The organism is Pseudoalteromonas spongiae UST010723-006, from assembly GCF_000238255.3.
Taxonomy (GTDB): domain Bacteria; phylum Pseudomonadota; class Gammaproteobacteria; order Enterobacterales; family Alteromonadaceae; genus Pseudoalteromonas; species Pseudoalteromonas spongiae.
This window is the reverse complement of record NZ_CP011040.1, coordinates 779,558-796,995: the sequence shown is the minus strand read 5'-3', so window position 1 is coordinate 796,995 and position 17,438 is coordinate 779,558. Positions and strand designations below refer to the sequence as shown.

Genomic DNA, 17,438 nt, shown 5'->3' with positions numbered 1-17,438 from the left:
GAATAAAAATCATAAAAAAAAGCCCAACCGAAGTTGAGCTTTTTGGCTAGGTAAATTAATACGCTAGGTTTAGTTGAAAGTCTATGTTGTTAGAACTCGTATGAGAAGTCTAAGCTGATTTCCGTTGGCATTTCTTTTTGACGAATTAATACGTCATTTTGCTCAACTTCAAAGTCTTGACCTAGTAGGTTTTTAACTTTGAACGTAATCGTTGAGTTAAAGTTTGGATAATAACTATATACAAGGTCTAACGAGTTAATTGGTTGCTCGTATGCATCGTCAAAGTTATTAACACCAGCCGCAAGAATACGGTCGCCAAATACATTGTAGATAACGGACGCTTGATGATTACCATTGTGAGAATCATAGTTAAGCTGAACGTTTGCAACGTACTTAGAGTGACCTGTCATTCGACGTTTAAGATTTGTTAAATCGCCGCGCTGACTCTCTAAAATTGTAACTTCTGAATCACTTATCGTTAAGTTACCTGATGTAAAGAACGCACCGCCTAACATATCAGCACTTAGTTCTGTCATCCACTCCGCTTCAATACCGTAAACAACTGCGTTGTCTGCGTTATCAAATTGCAGTGTAAAACGACCATCACTTTCAGTAAGTAACGCTTCAATTGGGCTATCAATATCTTTATAGAATGCACCAATTGAGTAGTTATCACCGTTGTCTAGGTAAAACTCCACACGTGTGTCAAAGTTATCAAGGTAACTTGACTCTAAGTACGGATTACCAAGGGTACGATAATCAGTTAGTGGGTCTTGATATTGAACAGGCGTAAGTTCACGTAGATCTGGGCGAACAACCGTGTTGCCGTAACCAAAACGTACTTGGTAGCTATCTTGACTGTACGTCATAGAAAGTGAGCCAAAGTAGTCGTCTTCCATTACTGTCGCTTGCTCAATGGCTTCGCTGCTTAGCTTATCTTCAAGTAATGCAGGATCAAATGCACTTCGTGAAAACGCTAACGCAACTTGACGGAAATCTTCATAACGCACACCACCGCTTAAACGCCAGTTGTTATTAATGGTGTAATCGAATGCACCAAAATATGCGTCAATCATTTGCGCTGCTAAGTAGTCATCTGCTGTTGGCTCTTGGAATAATAGCTCAACATCTGTGTTATCTACTGTGCTGTCGTTACTGAAGAAACTGCCAATGTTTAATGCATCATCTTCACTTTGAGCCAGTTCTACTTGCTGAGTTTGTGCAAAGCGGTAGTTAAAGAAGTCAGTGCGATAATCACGCGCTTTTTCTATAAAGTAACCACCACCTGAAAGCTCAATGTCAGAACCATCAAAGTAAAATACCTTGTTTACATTTACGCCCCAGTTTTCAACCTGATCTTCCATATCAACAAAGCGATATAAATACGGGTTGCCACCGAGTGAGCCATTATAGAAGGTACGTTGGTATTGACCGTCTTGATACTCATCGCGCACTGTGATTTCAAGTTCACCTGGAATTTCTGTCGTCGCCGTTGAATCGGTATAATGCCAATCTACACCAACGCCATCTAATACACTCCACGTTAAATTATGCTGACCGCGAACTTGAAGAATATCTAATTCACGCTCTTCAAATGACGTTGTATGACTGCGCTGAACTTGACCATCATCAATACTTAATGATTTTGATGGCTCTTGATAAATAGCAACTGACGCTTCGTCTTCGGTATCACGAAGTTTCATGTATGTTGCCGTTAATTCATGGCCATCAAGTTTATAACCTAAATTTAAAGAGGTATTTAGCTTGATATTATTTTTGGTAGTTTGCTTTTCATTTTTAGCCGAATAACAGGCAAAAGTTTTTGTTGAACACTGCGCTGCCTTGGCTGCATCGGCTGACGATAATACGGCACCAAACTCATTTGCATTAGACCACTCATTGTCATATGCAACGCTTGCCAAAAAGCCAAGCGACCCGCCAAAACCCAATACATCGTCAAAACGGTCACCATAAACTGCTTTAATGCCAAAATCTGGATTTAAGCTTTCTTCTTGTAATCCATAATCACGTGGCAGTGCTTTAATCAGATCTTTGTTTAACGCAATCGCAGCGTCTTGACCGATATCTTCACCAAGCGCTTTTGACTCAATATCACGAATGTTTCGAATAGAAATATCCGATAAACCGTTAACATAACGATTAAGTGCAGCACGCACCGTGCCAGGCATAGCACGTGTGCCGTCGTCGGTACCTAACCAATCATCGCTGCCACCTTCGTAGGTGTAACCTTCATCATTGGTGTCTTTATAGCTTGCACCGATATCCACTTTAAACACGCGATCATCAGGAATGCTTTTAGTACGAATATTTACGTCACCACCACCGAACGCCGCTGGCATATTTGGTGAATAGGCTTTTTGTACTGAAAGTGACTCGATAATGCTTGATGGGAAGATATCAAGTGGAATAACGCTACGCGTTAAATCTGGGCTCGGTACAGATGCGCCATTTAATCGAACGCTTGAGTAACGCTCACCTAAACCACGTACATAAATAAATTTATCGTTTACTAAGCTTAAACCTGTTACACGACGAAGCGCAGATGCAGCATCTGAATCACCGGTACGTGAAATTTGCTCAGCACCCATAATGTCGGCAACGAAAGCTTGGTTTTTACGCTCTTCAATTACTGCACTTGCACTGCCTTTTAAACGGCTTGCGGTTGCAACAACTTCTTCAATTTCCTTTTGTACTTGTGCCTGTTCATTCTCATCTGCAACAGAGGAAAATGACGAAAACGCACAAAGCACCGAAAGCGTAACTAAATTAGCTTTAAACTGCTTTTTTGGTTTCATTATATAATCCTCTAAACCTATAGTTTTTATAAAGAGGTGTGGCTAACGCCACACCTAAACTCACTACTTGGCTTAGATTAGTGACCAGCGCGCTCTAGCGACGCTTTAACAAATTCTGCCCAATCGCCTGTTGCACCTTCTTGAATTGCGCCAACAAAACCGGCGTTATCAAAGAACGGATTGACTTCGCTCATGTCTTTTGCAACAACTGTCACAGCGTTACCGTCTTTATCCATCATTGCCGATTTAGTAGATACGCCATCTGCTGCAAAAATGTTTTCAAAGTTAGCAAAGCCAATCGTTTGGTTGTTGTTACCTGCCGCAAACCACGCTGCGATATCGAAATCAGCTAATTCACCAGTTAACGGAGTGTCAATTTCTTCAAAGTTAAGACCACATGCAAAAATCGCGCTTTCAAATGAAATATCGCCATTTTTCGCGTTTGCATGAACACCCGCTGCACCTGATAAATCTTTATCGTTAAATAAATCTAAACAGCCTGCTCCAGCTTCTGTAGACGAGTTGGCAAACAGGATATTTGCCATTTGCACTTTACCCCATTCTTTCATTTCCATGCCAGCTCCGTCACGGCGGCCTTCTGCACCTGCAGATCCAGTTGCAACAACCGTTGCGTTAGCAATAATTGGGTTTGATACTGTTGTTACTAAGCCTTGGCCATCACCTGAAAGCGGATCTTTTTTCGCACCGTCAGTTTCAAAGCCGTGGTTACCGTATTCTTTTGAGTGAACAAGGATGTATTGGCCCATGCCTTTCCAACCCTCATCCCAGTCAATACCGTCATCGCCAGTTTCTGTTACAACAATGTGCTTAAGGTTCACTGAACCACCGAATAGCTCGATACCGTCATCGAAGCCGTTGTGAACGTGAACGTAATCGATTGTAGTGCCTGAACCTACCGCGTTAAGCGTTAAACCGTTAAGTTCATCACCTTCAACACCAAAACCTGCGTATTTGATAACAATATGCTTTAAAATACCGCTGTTATCTTGTGGATCGTTACCACCGTAGTATGAAACGATACCTTCTGCTGGGTGGTTACATAGGTCTTGGCTTGCAGCGTCTGCAGTACAACGAATTGAATGACCGCGACCATTTACTTGAATACCACCCCAGTCACCAATTTGTGCTGTTGTTGAATCATCGCCATCAATCTCTGAAATAGAGGTAAATACGATTGGCTTGTCTACTTCACCAATTGCTTCGATATTTGCACCACGTGCAATACGAATAAAGCTTTCTGGTTTAGTGAACGCAATAGTTGCGCCCGCTTCAATTGACAGTGTTGGACCATTATCGTCAATGGTTGCGCCCGTTGACGTATCAATGTCTTTACCAATAAATAAAGCACCTTCGAAGATATGTGCGCCGTTATCTTCAAGCGCTGGGATTACGAAAGAGCTTGTGATGTCTTTTGCGTTACTTGCAAATGCTTGGCTGTAAACACAGTTTACGCCGTCTGCTTCACCTGTGAACGATGCACCGTCAAGCGTATACGTTGCACATGAAATTGGGTCTGGATTTGAACCACCTGGGTTTGTTACAGAGTTGTCTACGCTGTTATCGACTGTAGTTGGTGTAATATTGATATCGCCGCCACAACCTGCAAGAGTAAGTGCTGATGCAACCATGCTCACTTTAAATAAACCAGAAAGTTTCATTGTTTTCTCCGTTGATAGTTTTTAAGCTTTTTCGCTTTTTATGTGCGTGTGCACTAATTTAGAACTGGCTCTAAGTTAGAGGGTTTATGTGTCAAATGGGTTACACTTACTTAACATGTGCGTGACAGTTTCTTGTCAAATTTCTTAAACACTACGAACTTACACGTATACATGAGTTGTTTTAAAAGTGTTTGAAATACAAAGAAATAAGGGACCATGAAGGTCCCTTAGGGTTGATTACAAATTTATTTTGATAGGTATGTTACAAATAGGCCTTGGCTAACGTGTCTTTATCAAGTTTTTCACGTTTCACATATTGCAGCCACTGGGCCGCTAAGCGTTCTGACTTTTTGTATTTTTTAGCTTGCTCAAATGCAAGGATAGCTGCATCGAAGTTTTCGAGATTGTATTGCGCCATTCCAAGCGCAATATAGGCGTTTGATTCTTGCTTTAAACTGCCTTTATTTAACGCAGCACGTGCCGAATCAGCCGCTTCATCAAATAATTCTAAGTTTAAGTACACCTCTGCTAAACGGCGATCATATTCACCAGTATCAGTTTGTTTTGCAGCCGCAATAAAATACGGCACCGCTTTTTTATCTTCTCGCGCTTGCATATAGGCTTCTGCTACAAAGATAAGGTTCTTTGCTGATTTTTCGATATTGCCTTTTTCAAACCCAAGCTCCATCGCGTTTGCTGCTTTGTAAGCAAGACCTGAATACATGTATATTTGTGCCAGATTTTTAAGCTTAGTTGCATCGTCCAAGAAACCACGTTGTTTTGCTGTTTCAATCAGTGCTAGTTGTTTATCGTCCTGGCCTACTTCGCCGTACATGCCAGCCAGCTGTACCCAGTATTCAGGTTTGTCAAAACGCAGCACCATTTCTTCTAGTACACGTACCACTTCTTTTGGTTGGTTTAGCGAATAGTGAGACGCACGCAGTAAGATAAACCAGTTTTCTTTTACGTCTTTATTGTCAACTTTGTTAAGGTTAATCGCGGTATTAATGTATTTAATTGCGCTTTGGTAATCCTTCGCTTGATAACTAGCGTTGGCTTTAAGCTCATAATAGTTTGCTTGTGGCGGTTTGGTATTAAGCGACTCCCAACTATCAAGATAACTCAGCACTTTATCGAATTGGCCTTCAGCCATTGCTAATTGCGCTAACGAGAAAATGGTATTGAGCTTTAAACTTTCTGGGATCGGGTCTTGCTTTACTACATTTTCAAATGCAGCCATAGCCTCACTAACACGGTTTTCGTTGTAATAAATAAAACCGTAAAAGTTGTACATCATGGCTACTTCATAGCTATTCATACTTGATGACTTTTTCTGTACAATATCAAGTGCTTCAAGGCCTGCTGCTACATCGCCGTCGTCAGCCAGTTTTTGTGCACGCGCTAGTTGCGTATACACTTTATTGCGAAGAGCTGGAACACGTTTCGTTTTAACTTCTTCAGCTGATACTGATGCAAGCTGTGTCTGGAACATCGCGTCGCTCATTGGCGCGCCAAATACACAACCAACTAATGCAATACTAATTAAATTTCTTTTCAACATTGTAATTCAACCTAACTATTTAAAGTGTTAGCGGGATGTTCCCGCTAACAAACTACCCATTAATTTGGAATGTAATTTTGTTTTGTACACCCGCTACTTCAACGGCTTCACCGTTAACAACGCGCGGTTTGTATTTAAACTTTAGCGCGGCGTCCATTGCGGCACGGTTAAAGATTTCTTCTGGCTCCGCTTGTATTACACGCGGCTCGCTTACAGTGCCAGATTTAGTTACGGTAAATTCAACAATAACGTAACCCTCAATACCGCGGCTTAACGCTCGACGTGGATAGACAGGTGATACCTTAACAATTGGTAGGTATTCACCATCACCCGAATCAAGCGCAAGCCCTGCAGCTAAATCAACATTGGTGTCAACATTGGCAGAAAAATCAAAATTACTCGCAGTATCCGTGCTTTCGCTGCTACTCGCTTGTGGCGCCATTGGCGGTGGTGGCTCTTTTGGCTTTGGCGGCTTTTGCGGCTTTCGTTCTTTCTTTTGTACAGTCTCTTCTTGTTTAAGACGCACAAAATCAAGAACATTGCCTTTTACCGGTTCACTTGCCACACCATCACCACTTTGAATTAGCGCCTGCATGCCGAAAAACAACAAGGCAGTTACAACAATTGCGATTAAAGTGGAAATTAAATAACGCATTGTTACGCTTCCTGAGCCGCAATTGATACGTCAAATACACCTGCCGAACGCGCCGCATCCATTACCTTAATTAAGGTATCAGTAGTGGCTTTTTTATCAGCTTGAATAACCACGCTGCCCTGCGGGTTTTCTGCGTGTAAACGTTCGATATTAGCTTGAACCGCACGTACATCTACTTGGCGTTTGTTAATCCAAATTTCGCCTTTATCTGATATAGCGACAAGGATATTGGCACGTTCTTTTTGTACTGCTGTTGCCGCTTCAGGTCGGTTTACATCGATACCCGCTTCTTTGACAAAAGTGGCCGTTACAATAAAGAAAATCAGCATGATAAATACAACGTCCAGCATTGGCGTCATATTAATTTCTTCGTTTTCTTCTTCTTGAAATACATTTGCTAATGGTGCTCTCATTACTAGCTCCTAAAATTCGTTTAAAATTGGTGTTAGTGGTCTAAGACCAATTTATCGTCAAGTAGCGCTACTTCGCGCTTTGCTTTACGCTGTAAATACGTCGAGGCAAATACCCCTGATAACGCACCTACCATCCCTGCCATTGTTGGAATAGTGGCTTTTGATACACCAGACGCCATTGAGCGTGCGCTACCCGTACCGGTAATTGCCATCACATTAAACACCTCAATCATGCCGGTAACCGTGCCAAGTAGACCAAGTAATGGACACAGTGCTACTAACATATTGATCATGGGTAAATTGTGATTTAGCTTTAAGCTAATACGCGAAATATTTGCTTGTTTGATTTGCTCCGCTTCCCAGCTATTGCGCTCTTCGCGTGCGAACCAGTTGGTGATCACTGATTTTTTACTTGAACGGTATGTTGTAAACAAAAACATAAAGCGCTCAATCACCAATAACCACATTGCGCAAATCAGGACTCCGATCACCAGCAGCACAGAGCCGCCGGTGTCTAGAAAATCGCGTATCGCGTTGATGAAGTCCGCAAAGATAACCATCTTACTGCGCACCTTTCTCACTGCGCTCAGCAATGATGCCTGCGCTTTGCTCTTGTAAAATTACCAGTAGGTTTTTAGAGCGGGTATTAAGTAGTGTGTAAATAAATACCGTCGGAATTGCCACAACAAGGCCTAACACTGTGGTTACAAGCGCTGTTGAAATACCGCCAGCCATTAGTTTCGGGTCGCCAGTACCGAATAACGTAATTGCTTGGAAGGTATTAATCATACCGGTTACAGTTCCGAGTAGACCGAGTAACGGCGCAACCACAGAAATGATTTTAATCAGCGTTAAGTTACGTGTAATACGCGGCATTTCACGTAAAATTGCTTCTGATAATTTGAGTTCTAGCGTGTCATAGGTCACATCTGGGTATTGATCTTTCACCTTCATTACACGACCAAGTGGGTTGTCATCTGATGCAACGTCCGTTTTAAGCTGACGTTTGATTTTGCCACCCATAATCATTAGCGAAACAAAGCGCTCTAAGGCAATTAATAAACCGATTAAACCTACCGCTAAAATAACGTAGCCTACCGCTCCACCTTGGTGAACTTGCTCTTCGGTACTTGGGGCTTGAACTAATAAACCAAGAATTGAGCCACCTGTTGGGTCTAGGGCAAAATCAACAAAACCTGAGTTTGCTGCTTGTAAATCTGCCGCACTTGACTGGAAACGTGAAGCGGGTTGACGCGTCAATTCTGATAATGTGTTTGTGGTCTCGTTGTAAGTAAGGTATTTGCCATCCGCGATTAGGTTGAATGAACCAACACGTACCACTTCTTTATTTACTTTTTCGCCGCCAGCAACAATCACATCGCGGTTAAAGCGCGATACTTTACCTTGCTCAGTCATTTCACGTTGTAATTCGAACCATACTTTTTCAATATCTTCGATTGACGCAAGTTTAGAGCTCGAACCCATTTTTTGTGCAAGTTCACTTAAGAAAGCACCACGACCTGGCAATTCAGCAGATACGTTTGACGTAATAAATTTACTTTGTGTATCGCCCGCTACTTGCTGTAACACACCAAATAGTTCTTTTAATGAACCCATACGTTTGTTTAGCGTTTCGCTCATATTCGCTAGTTTGATTTCATTTTCTTCAAACTGAGTTTCAAGACGCGTTGACGCAGAAATTAATCCGTCACGTTCATTAATACGCGAACGTAACATCGCTGCTTGTTGATTATTTGCTTTCGCAAACTCAGCTTCACGGCGTTGATTATCTTGTGATTGTTGGTAGTTACCCTGCTCAAGTGTTTTTAACAGTGAATCAAGATCTACTGGCTGTGCGACAACTGCACTTGCTGTGAATAGCGTGCTTGCAGCAATAACAGATTTTACGAATTTCTTAACTAACATAATGGCCTCTAATTAAACTGCTTTAACAGGTAGCGTTAACATGTCTGGTGCAAGTTGCTTTTTAGCAATGCGAATTGCTTTATTGATTTGTGAAATATTGCTATCTGGTAAGCGTTCAAACGCCTTAGCGTCGGTATTCCATACTCCCGCTTTTTTGCCATCTTTCGTTAGGTAAATAAGGTCAAGGCGACCAATACGTAAAAAGTCCACTTCACGCTCTTGGCCATCAACATCGATAAGACCGGTGTACGCTTCAATGGTACGGCCATAGTCAACTTCGATTTGATAAGCTTCTAATACGCGGCGGAATTTTTCACTTGATGCTACATCTGCGCGGTCCATTAACTGCTTTAATGTGGCTAAGCGTTCTGCGCGCTCGTTTGGTAAGAAAGGCACATCTAATGCTACAAACTGCTCAAGTGAGGTGATCATCTTAAGCATTAATGGCGTAATTTGACGTTCAATAACCGATACTTGGTCAATTGATACGTTAATGTTGTCCATTTCTGTTAATTGATTTGCGATTTGTTTTTCTAGTTGCTTGTTATAAATCGTTAAACCATCAATCTCTTTATTAACAGTTTTAAATTGCTGTAGGCGACCTTGCATTGTGTCAGCAATTTTATCTATTTTTGCTTGCGACTTTTGTGCTGATTTATTAATTTTATCTGCGCTGTCGATCACAGGCTTAAGTTGATCATTAGCAACGGCCGTTAGCGAACATCCAACTAGCGCTGTTACCAATATCTTTCTACTAAACTTAGTTGTAAACATTTTATGTAACCCTATTAAATGATTGCGCATAGTCTAGAGGCACAAAATGACACAAGGGTTTCATAAACATGTCATTTACATTACATGGCAGTAAATTTGAAATCTTTAGATATTTTTACGTTATAAATCAATTGTTAATGATTTGCATTTTATCTCGCACAGGGATTCTGTTAACGAATATGTAACCGTGATTTTTCATTGACATGACAAAAAATCGTGCGCGTTGTCATATTTCTTAGATGACTTTGAGCAAAACAGATACGGCAAAGTTGGCATGAAGTTGATTGGTAAGAATTGGCTATGCGGCAAAAATACGAATTAATGCCGCATGTGAAAATGAGATTGCTAGTTTTTCTTTTTAAACGTAACGCGATTATTGTTATCGCGATTTTGCAACAAAAACTCTCTTGAGTAGTCAGTGTTAGTAGCCTTTGCTAATCTGTCGTATAAAACAACATTAACCGTTGCTGCAAGATTCATACAGCCAACTGTCGGTACATAAACAACATCATCGCAGTGCTTTAGTACGTCTTTACGAATTGACCCATCTTCGGGTCCTAATACATAAATGGCGTTTTCGGGGTGCTCGAAATGCGGTAACGGTGTTGCCCCATCAATTAATTCAACAGCGATTATTTTAGTATCGGACTTAACAAGTGTTTCAATATTTTCAAGTGCACACAGTGGTATTTCATCGATACGCTGTTTTGTGTCGGTTGCAAATTTTTGCGCAAAACCATAACGATTACCTGTGTGATGAACCTTTTCAACGCCATAGCACCCTGCGGCACGCATTACGCCACCCACATTTGTTGCGCTTTTAGGGTTAATCAGTACCACTTGTACCTTGCTCATTAGTCGTGGTCCTCTTTAGGCCAATCGGCTATGTAATCTTCAAACAAATCCATATCGATTTGGTTATCTTTCATTACACGGCCTTTAACGCTAATCCCCATACGATGCATTACCGCTTTACTGCCGTTATTTAAAAGTGGATGCCAAGACGCAAGGCCACGCCCTTCATGTAGACGACGGTAGCTACAACTTGGTGGCATAAAAAAGATATTATCGATGTTATCTTTGGTCAGTTTTACACAGCTAGGCACTAAAGATGTGCGGTTTTCATATTCTGTACAAAAACACTTTTTAGTATCGAGATAGCGACACACAATCGCAGTATAGATAATCTCTTCGCCTTCACGCAGTACATCGGTACTTTCAAAACTTTCTTCTTGTTCATCGCTATCAATAAATGTGTGTAAACAACATTTACCGCAGCCATCACAAATGGCTTCCCATTCATCGTTGTTCATCTCTGCCAACGACTTTTTAAGCCAAAATTTATCTTCTAACATATGTGCCCCTAAATTTCAGGGCGACATTTTAAGCTAGTTGTGTGAGAAAAGCGAAAAGAAAAAGGTGCCAGATACAACGACTGGCACCGATAAATAGGTGATTAGATTTTAGGGTAACCGATACGGTCTGATAAATAGCCAACTGAAGTCGCAAAATAATAAGAACGATTCCAGTGCATTAGCGCCTTGTAATTGTCATATGCCAAATACATACGGCCATTTTCATCGTCTGGCATAACGAGCGCTGCGGTAATTCCAACATTTGGCAAATCAGTGCCATCAGTACGGCGAAGACCAAGTGCCTGCCAATCGGCTAGACCACGTTCTGATTTATTCCAATTCTCGAGCCATTGTTTGCGAGTACGCGTGCCACGCTGCAAAATATGTTCACTATTGAACCCCTCAGGCAACACCACCTGACGGCCCCATGTTAGTGAGTCATTCCAGCCCGCTTTTTTCAAATAGTTTGCAATAGATGCGAAGGCATCGAGCTTGTTTTGCCAAATGTCTTTTTTACCATCACCGTCGTAATCAACCGCGTAAGCATTAAACGACGTTGGCATAAATTGTGTTTGACCCATTGCGCCTGCCCACGAACCTTTAAAGTGGTCAAGATCAATATGGCCTTCTTCTAAAATCGTTAACGCAGCCCAAAGTTGGCGTTTATACAGCGCCTCGCGACGTCCGTCGTATGCTAACGTTACCACTGAAGAAATAACCGGATGTGAGCCTTGGATTTTACCAAAGTTACTTTCAAGGCCCCAAAGCGCAACGATAAAACGCGCTTGTACGCCATACTTAGCGGCAATTTTTTCAAGCTCTGTTTGATTTTCTTTGTACAGTTTACGTGCTCTATCTATCTTCCACTTAGGTACACGCTTTGGCAGATAAGTTTCTAACGTTTCTTTTACTTCAGGCTGATTTTTATCCGCTTTAATAACTTTTTTCTTAAACTTAACGGTTGCAAAGGCGTTATCAACAATTTTTTGTGAAAACCCTTTTTCAATTGCTTCTATTTTTAAATCTGCAACGTACTGGTTAAATTTTGCTTGCTCTTCATCTGCAAAGGTAGAGACCGAAATAAGGCTTGCTGTGATTAGGGCGAGTTTTTTAAACACTAGTCAGTGACTCCATTTTGTTTTCTAAATTCATCTAATAAACTTTCTTGTTTTGGCGGTAGCTGTAAATAAAATCCTTTTTCAGCTAATTCTTGCTTCACTTTTTCAAGGTCAGCCGTACCAAGTTGTTCACGTTTTGCTAAATTAATTAGCATTACAAAACTTGGTTGACCAAAAGTTGCCATTAAAGGTTCCGGAACTTTTGAAAAATCATCTCTTTTTTCAACGTACAGATAGGTATCTGCCTTTTTTTTACTTTTATACACTGCACTGAGCATTCAAACACCTTTTACTTCTTGCGTAACACTGCGTCACACTATACCATGGCATACACTAAAAGTGAGATAAATTGCGCTTAATGGCTGGATTCTTCTAAAAAATCAGCCTGTGATTTTTATAATAATAATTGAGATTATGTCGGAACAAATTTTTGAACTAAAAGGGAACCTTTTTACACTATCTGTATTGCATCTTTTTAAAAACGATCTAGATAGTTTGATTAGTCAACTTGACGAAAAAATTGCTCAAGTACCCAAGTTTTTCTTCGGTGCGCCAATTGTCGTAAACCTTCAGTCTGTACCAAACGAACACATTGACTTTGCAAAGTTAAAGCAAGCTTTAATTGACCTACAGCTTAACCCTGTAGGTGTTTGTAACGGTACGGACGAGCAAAACACTGCCGCTAAACTGCACAAATTATCAATACTAAATTACAGTAAAGACCAAACACCTAAAGCAAAGCCACAATCAGCTGCAAATACATCAATTGTTGAAAAAGAAGTATTTGTTCCAGCACAAATTATTAGTGGCAATGTGCGTGGTGGTCAGCAAGTTTATGCGAAGAACCGCGATCTCATTATTACAGGCTCAGTAAGTCCAGGCGCTGAAGTGATTGCCGATGGCAATATTCATGTTTATGGCACATTACGTGGCCGCGCTATCGCTGGCGCAAAAGGGCAAGAATCCGTTATATTCTGCCAAAAGCTTAATGCTGAGTTAGTTTCAATTAATGGAAACTACTGGCTGAGCGACTCACTGCAAGGTGAATCATGGGGCAATGCTGCATGTATTTCACTTGAAAACGAATCATTAAAAATTTCAGCTTTGGTTTAAAGGATAGATTTCATGGCAAAAGTTATTGTTGTCACATCAGGTAAAGGCGGTGTTGGTAAAACAACATCAAGTGCAGCGATTGGCACTGGGCTTGCGTTAAAAGGATACAAAACCGTTATTATCGACTTTGATATTGGTTTACGTAACCTTGATTTGATTATGGGTTGTGAGCGCCGTGTTGTTTATGATTTCGTTAATGTAATCAACAATGAAGCAAACTTAAACCAAGCATTGATCAAAGATAAGCGTGTAGAAAAGTTGTTTATTTTACCTGCTTCGCAAACGCGCGATAAAGACGCGTTAACCAAAGAAGGCGTTGAGCTGGTATTAAACGAGCTTAAGAAAGATTTCGACTTTATCATATGTGACTCGCCAGCGGGTATTGAAGCAGGTGCAATGATGGCACTGTACTTCGCAGACGAAGCAATTGTTACAACTAACCCTGAAGTTTCATCGGTGCGCGACTCAGATCGTATTTTGGGTATTTTACAAAGTAAGTCAAAACGCGCTGAAGAAGGGCTTGAAAACGTAAAAGAACACCTGCTATTAACACGTTATAATGCAGAGCGTGTTGCAACGGGTGAAATGCTGTCGGTAGAAGATGTTCAAGATATTCTTGCAATCGATTTATTGGGCGTTATTCCTGAGTCAAAAGCAGTACTTAATGCGTCTAACTCGGGTCAGCCTGTAATTCTTGATTCAGATTCTGATGCGGGTAAAGCGTATTCCGATGCGATTGACCGTTTATTAGGTGAAAAAGTAGATTTTCGCTTTTTAGAAGCTGAGAAGAAGGGCCTACTTAAACGGATATTTGGAGGTTAATGTGTCATTACTTGATTACTTTCGCTCACAAAAGAAAACAACAGCAAGTTTAGCTAAAGAACGATTACAGATCATCGTAGCGCATGAGCGCTCAAGTCGTGGTACGCCTGATTATTTACCACAGCTTAAACAAGATATTCTTGAAGTGATCCGTAAATACGTAAATATCGAGCAAGATCAGGTTCAAGTTCAGCTTGAGCAAAACGAAGATGACTTGGCTGTACTCGAACTCAATGTCACTTTGCCTGACGATAAGTAAACATAAAAAAGCCTGCGTGAAGCAGGCTTTTTTAATGTTAGTTTAAAACCAGTCTTTTAGTGAATGCTTAACCATTTCACCGCGCCAACTCGTCATTAAATCGGGTTTTAAGAGCGCACCTTCGTCAAACTTAGACTTGCCTTTCCACTTCCAGCTGATCAATTGATTCATCTGCTTTTTACTTGCTAGCACATCAAGTGGAATATCATTGTCTTTGGCGATTTTTTCAAGCTCAGCACGTAGCTCTTTTAACGTTTTTTTATAGCCATGAAAGTCTATTAAGCGTTGGATTTTTTCTGGATGCTCGGCTTCGTCTTTATCTAAACCGATTTTCACAAGATTTAACAAGGTTTTACCATAACGATTAAGTAAGCCTTGGTCGCCTTCACATAAACGTTTTAGTGCACCAAAATGAGTAGGCTGCGTTTTAGCTATCTCGAATAAAATGTGCTCTTTAACGATAAAGTTAAGTGCTAAGTTTTTCTCACGGGCGCGATTTAAGCGCCAAGCTGCTAACTGCTGCAGCACAGCTAATTGTTTCGGGTTAAGTTGCCACGCGTTTTTAATATCTAGATAGGCAAGTTCTAACGGCGTTTCATATTTGCGTTTATTAGCAATAACCGCACTTTCACCAAACACAATCCCTTGCTTATCGTCATTTAGTTTTTCTTTAATAATGTTAAAACAAGGCATTAAATAAAATACATCGGCAGCTGCATAATCTAACTGGGCTTTCGTTAAGGGGCGTTGCAACCAATTAGTGCGCGATTCACTTTTGTCGATTTGCTCTTCAAGTAACATTTCAACCATATTGGCAAAACCAACACAATTGCGTTCGCCTAATAAACTTAATGCAAACTGAGTATCAAACAAGGGCGCTGGAGTACAATTACCGTGGCGTGCAAATACTTCAAGATCCTCAGATGGCGAATGCAACACTTTTATAATATTCGGATTTTCCATTAGCTGCCAAAACGATGACAAATCAAGATCTAACGTTGGATCAATAAGGCAAATACGATCACCGTCGTAAATTTGCAATAATGCAAGCTCTGGGTAAAGGGTGCGACGTCGCATAAACTCGGTATCTACCGCGAGTACCGATTTGTTGTTATAGCTAGCGACCGCTGAGTCTAATTCTTGTTGTTCTGTAATAAATGAGTATTGCACTACTTTTCCTCATAAAAAAACCGGCAAATTGCCGGTTTTTCTTTTTAGGGTATTCCCTATTTAACTTGCTTCTTTAAGTGCACGTCTTAAAATTTTACCAACATTTGTTTTTGGTAAATCTTCGCGGAATTCCACAAACTTTGGCACTTTATAATTGGTCAAGTTTTCACGACAGTGCTTGATTATATCTTTTTCTGTCAGACTTTGGTCTTTTTTCACGACAAAAATCTTAACTTGTTCACCACTTACTTCATGTGGTACACCGACAGCCGCAACTTCAAGCACACCATCATGCATTGCTACCACTTCTTCCACTTCATTTGGGAATACGTTAAAGCCAGATACAATAATCATGTCTTTTTTACGGTCAACAATATAGAAGAAGCCTTCTTCATCGTATTTAGCAACGTCACCCGTTGCAAACCAACCGTCTTTTAAACATTCTGCGCTTGCTTCTGGACGATTGTAATAACCTTTCATTACCTGAGGACCTTTAACCCAAAGCTCCCCTGCTTCACCGAGTTCTGCTTCAGTGCCGTCTTCTTTTACGATTTTAAGTTCTGTGCTTGGTGCTGGTAAACCAATTGAGCCATTAAATGCTGCAAGGTCATACGGGCTAACAGTAACAAGTGGCGCACATTCAGTTAATCCATAACCTTCAACTAAGCGAGAATCAGTAACCGTTTGCCATTTTTCAGCAACTGGGCGTTGTACTGCCATACCGCCACCAAGCGATATTTTTAGCGATGAAAAATCAATTTCTGAGAATCCAGGCGTATTTAACAGGCCGTTAAACAAGGTATTTACACCTGTCATTACGGTAAACTTTTTGCCCTGAAGTTCTTTAATAAACCCTTTCATATCACGCGGATTAGTGATTAAAAGGTTATGACCACCGTACTTCATAAAGGTTAGGCAGTTGGCGGTTAAGGCAAAAATATGATAAAGCGGTAGCGCTGTTACTACCATTTCTTTACCTTTCTTAAGTAGTGGGTCTAAACAACCCGTTACTTGCTCAAGGTTTGCTACCATATTGCCGTGTGTAAGCATGGCACCTTTAGATACACCGGTAGTACCACCGGTATACTGTAAGAATGCTAAACAATCTTGCGTTAAATGTGGGCGCGTATATTTAGATACATCACCAGATTTCATCACATCTGTGAAATCGATAATGTTTGGTAGGCTATAGCTTGGCACCATTTTCTTAAGGTGTTTTACAACAAAGTTAACTAAGTGCTTTTTAACACCACCTAACATATCGCCGATTTCAGTAACTACGATGTTTTTAACATTCGTCTTTGGTAATGCTTCTTCAAGTGTACGAGCAAAGTTAGCAAGAATAATAATAGTGCTTGTTTCTGAATCGTTTAATTGATGCTCAAGCTCACGCGTAGTGTAAAGCGGGTTTACATTTACAACAGTCGCGCCCGCACGCAGTGTACCAAGAATTGCTATTGGCGTTTGCAATAAGTTCGGCATCATCACCGCAACTTTATCACCTTTTTTAACGCCCAGTTGATTTTGAAGATATGAAGCAAATCGTTTAGTTGCGTCATCCATCTGTTGGTATGTATATACCTTACCCATATTTTCAAAGGCAGGAAGATCTGCATAGTCTTGAAAGCTTTTTTCAAATAGTTCAAGCAGGGAGTCATAGTGCTGTGGATCTATCTCAGCAGGAACACCTGCTGGGTAACGCTTCAACCAAATCTTTTCCACGATAGGCTCCTATAAATTATATTTATTGTTTGTGTTTTTGTGTTCAACTTAAACC

General features: G+C 40.8%; 17 protein-coding genes. 3 read left to right on the top strand and 14 right to left on the bottom strand.

The window, feature by feature from the left end:
* Nucleotides 1-89: 89 nt before the first annotated feature.
* From PSPO_RS17790 to PSPO_RS17735, 12 genes are all read right to left on the bottom strand, one after another.
* Nucleotides 90-2,816 (bottom strand): TonB-dependent receptor domain-containing protein, encoded by a 2,727-nt coding sequence (locus tag PSPO_RS17790; protein ID WP_010559194.1) that lies wholly within the window; start codon nucleotides 2,814-2,816, stop codon nucleotides 90-92.
* A 77-nt stretch (nucleotides 2,817-2,893) separates the two neighbouring features.
* Nucleotides 2,894-4,495: a hypothetical protein gene (locus tag PSPO_RS17785; RefSeq protein ID WP_010559195.1), complete on the bottom strand. Its 1,602-nt coding sequence runs from the start codon at nucleotides 4,493-4,495 to the stop codon at nucleotides 2,894-2,896.
* A gap of 262 nt (nucleotides 4,496-4,757) precedes the next feature.
* The gene (locus tag PSPO_RS17780) at nucleotides 4,758-6,056 is read right to left on the bottom strand and encodes a tetratricopeptide repeat protein (RefSeq protein WP_010559196.1); all 1,299 of its coding nucleotides are present in this window, start codon (nucleotides 6,054-6,056) and stop codon (nucleotides 4,758-4,760) included.
* A 52-nt stretch (nucleotides 6,057-6,108) separates the two neighbouring features.
* Nucleotides 6,109-6,711: an energy transducer TonB gene (locus tag PSPO_RS17775; protein WP_010559197.1), complete on the bottom strand. Its 603-nt coding sequence runs from the start codon at nucleotides 6,709-6,711 to the stop codon at nucleotides 6,109-6,111.
* A 2-nt stretch (nucleotides 6,712-6,713) separates the two neighbouring features.
* A complete protein-coding gene (locus tag PSPO_RS17770) occupies nucleotides 6,714-7,124 on the bottom strand; it encodes an ExbD/TolR family protein (protein ID WP_010559198.1) in 411 nt (136 codons plus the stop codon).
* A 32-nt stretch (nucleotides 7,125-7,156) separates the two neighbouring features.
* Nucleotides 7,157-7,684, bottom strand: a complete 528-nt coding sequence (locus PSPO_RS17765; protein WP_010559199.1) for a MotA/TolQ/ExbB proton channel family protein — start codon at nucleotides 7,682-7,684, stop codon at nucleotides 7,157-7,159.
* A 1-nt stretch (nucleotide 7,685) separates the two neighbouring features.
* Nucleotides 7,686-9,050, bottom strand: a complete 1,365-nt coding sequence (locus PSPO_RS17760; RefSeq protein ID WP_010559200.1) for a MotA/TolQ/ExbB proton channel family protein — start codon at nucleotides 9,048-9,050, stop codon at nucleotides 7,686-7,688.
* 12 nt (nucleotides 9,051-9,062) lie between these two features.
* Nucleotides 9,063-9,824 (bottom strand): DUF3450 domain-containing protein, encoded by a 762-nt coding sequence (locus PSPO_RS17755; protein WP_010559201.1) that lies wholly within the window; start codon nucleotides 9,822-9,824, stop codon nucleotides 9,063-9,065.
* 345 nt (nucleotides 9,825-10,169) lie between these two features.
* Nucleotides 10,170-10,679 (bottom strand): RNA methyltransferase, encoded by a 510-nt coding sequence (locus tag PSPO_RS17750; RefSeq protein ID WP_010559202.1) that lies wholly within the window; start codon nucleotides 10,677-10,679, stop codon nucleotides 10,170-10,172.
* Nucleotides 10,679-11,179 carry a YcgN family cysteine cluster protein gene (locus tag PSPO_RS17745; protein WP_010559203.1) on the bottom strand — a complete coding sequence of 167 codons (501 nt, stop codon included), beginning with the start codon at nucleotides 11,177-11,179 and terminating at the stop codon, nucleotides 10,679-10,681. The genes PSPO_RS17750 and PSPO_RS17745 overlap by 1 nt, the downstream gene beginning before the upstream one ends.
* 101 nt (nucleotides 11,180-11,280) lie before the next feature.
* Nucleotides 11,281-12,261: a lytic murein transglycosylase gene (locus PSPO_RS17740; RefSeq protein WP_395389411.1), complete on the bottom strand. Its 981-nt coding sequence runs from the start codon at nucleotides 12,259-12,261 to the stop codon at nucleotides 11,281-11,283.
* A 35-nt stretch (nucleotides 12,262-12,296) separates the two neighbouring features.
* Entirely contained in the window at nucleotides 12,297-12,575 is a 279-nt protein-coding gene (locus PSPO_RS17735) for a YcgL domain-containing protein (RefSeq protein WP_010559205.1), read from the bottom strand.
* A 136-nt stretch (nucleotides 12,576-12,711) separates the two neighbouring features.
* Between PSPO_RS17735 and minC the strand changes: the two genes are divergently transcribed.
* Genes minC through minE form a run of 3 tightly spaced genes read left to right on the top strand, consistent with a single transcriptional unit; the run spans nucleotide 12,712 to nucleotide 14,491 of the window.
* Entirely contained in the window at nucleotides 12,712-13,410 is a 699-nt protein-coding gene (minC, locus tag PSPO_RS17730; RefSeq protein ID WP_010559206.1) for a septum site-determining protein MinC, read from the top strand.
* A gap of 12 nt (nucleotides 13,411-13,422) precedes the next feature.
* Nucleotides 13,423-14,232, top strand: a complete 810-nt coding sequence (gene minD / locus PSPO_RS17725; protein ID WP_010559207.1) for a septum site-determining protein MinD — start codon at nucleotides 13,423-13,425, stop codon at nucleotides 14,230-14,232.
* Nucleotide 14,233: 1 nt separating this feature from the next.
* Entirely contained in the window at nucleotides 14,234-14,491 is a 258-nt protein-coding gene (gene minE, locus PSPO_RS17720; RefSeq protein WP_010559208.1) for a cell division topological specificity factor MinE, read from the top strand.
* Between the two features lie 42 nt (nucleotides 14,492-14,533).
* On the opposite strand, the gene rnd is transcribed toward minE, so the two are convergent.
* Both rnd and fadD read right to left on the bottom strand, forming a co-directional pair.
* On the bottom strand, nucleotides 14,534-15,661 hold the full coding sequence (rnd, locus tag PSPO_RS17715) for a ribonuclease D (RefSeq protein ID WP_010559209.1): 1,128 nt from the start codon (nucleotides 15,659-15,661) through the stop codon (nucleotides 14,534-14,536).
* Between the two features lie 60 nt (nucleotides 15,662-15,721).
* A complete protein-coding gene (fadD, locus tag PSPO_RS17710; RefSeq protein ID WP_010559210.1) occupies nucleotides 15,722-17,383 on the bottom strand; it encodes a long-chain-fatty-acid--CoA ligase FadD in 1,662 nt (553 codons plus the stop codon).
* Nucleotides 17,384-17,438 lie beyond the last annotated feature (55 nt).

Coding starts and splice junctions, on each gene's coding strand:
- PSPO_RS17775 (WP_010559197.1), bottom strand. CDS start 6,711: ATGCGTTATTTAATTTCCACTTTAATCGCAATTGTTGTAACTGCCTTG.
- minD (WP_010559207.1), top strand. CDS start 13,423: ATGGCAAAAGTTATTGTTGTCACATCAGGTAAAGGCGGTGTTGGTAAA.
- PSPO_RS17780 (WP_010559196.1), bottom strand. CDS start 6,056: ATGTTGAAAAGAAATTTAATTAGTATTGCATTAGTTGGTTGTGTATTT.
- PSPO_RS17790 (WP_010559194.1), bottom strand. CDS start 2,816: ATGAAACCAAAAAAGCAGTTTAAAGCTAATTTAGTTACGCTTTCGGTG.
- PSPO_RS17735 (WP_010559205.1), bottom strand. CDS start 12,575: ATGCTCAGTGCAGTGTATAAAAGTAAAAAAAAGGCAGATACCTATCTG.
- PSPO_RS17745 (WP_010559203.1), bottom strand. CDS start 11,179: ATGTTAGAAGATAAATTTTGGCTTAAAAAGTCGTTGGCAGAGATGAAC.
- PSPO_RS17755 (WP_010559201.1), bottom strand. CDS start 9,824: ATGTTTACAACTAAGTTTAGTAGAAAGATATTGGTAACAGCGCTAGTT.
- PSPO_RS17765 (WP_010559199.1), bottom strand. CDS start 7,684: ATGGTTATCTTTGCGGACTTCATCAACGCGATACGCGATTTTCTAGAC.
- PSPO_RS17770 (WP_010559198.1), bottom strand. CDS start 7,124: ATGAGAGCACCATTAGCAAATGTATTTCAAGAAGAAGAAAACGAAGAA.
- minC (WP_010559206.1), top strand. CDS start 12,712: ATGTCGGAACAAATTTTTGAACTAAAAGGGAACCTTTTTACACTATCT.
- PSPO_RS17750 (WP_010559202.1), bottom strand. CDS start 10,679: ATGAGCAAGGTACAAGTGGTACTGATTAACCCTAAAAGCGCAACAAAT.
- PSPO_RS17760 (WP_010559200.1), bottom strand. CDS start 9,050: ATGTTAGTTAAGAAATTCGTAAAATCTGTTATTGCTGCAAGCACGCTA.
- PSPO_RS17785 (WP_010559195.1), bottom strand. CDS start 4,495: ATGAAACTTTCTGGTTTATTTAAAGTGAGCATGGTTGCATCAGCACTT.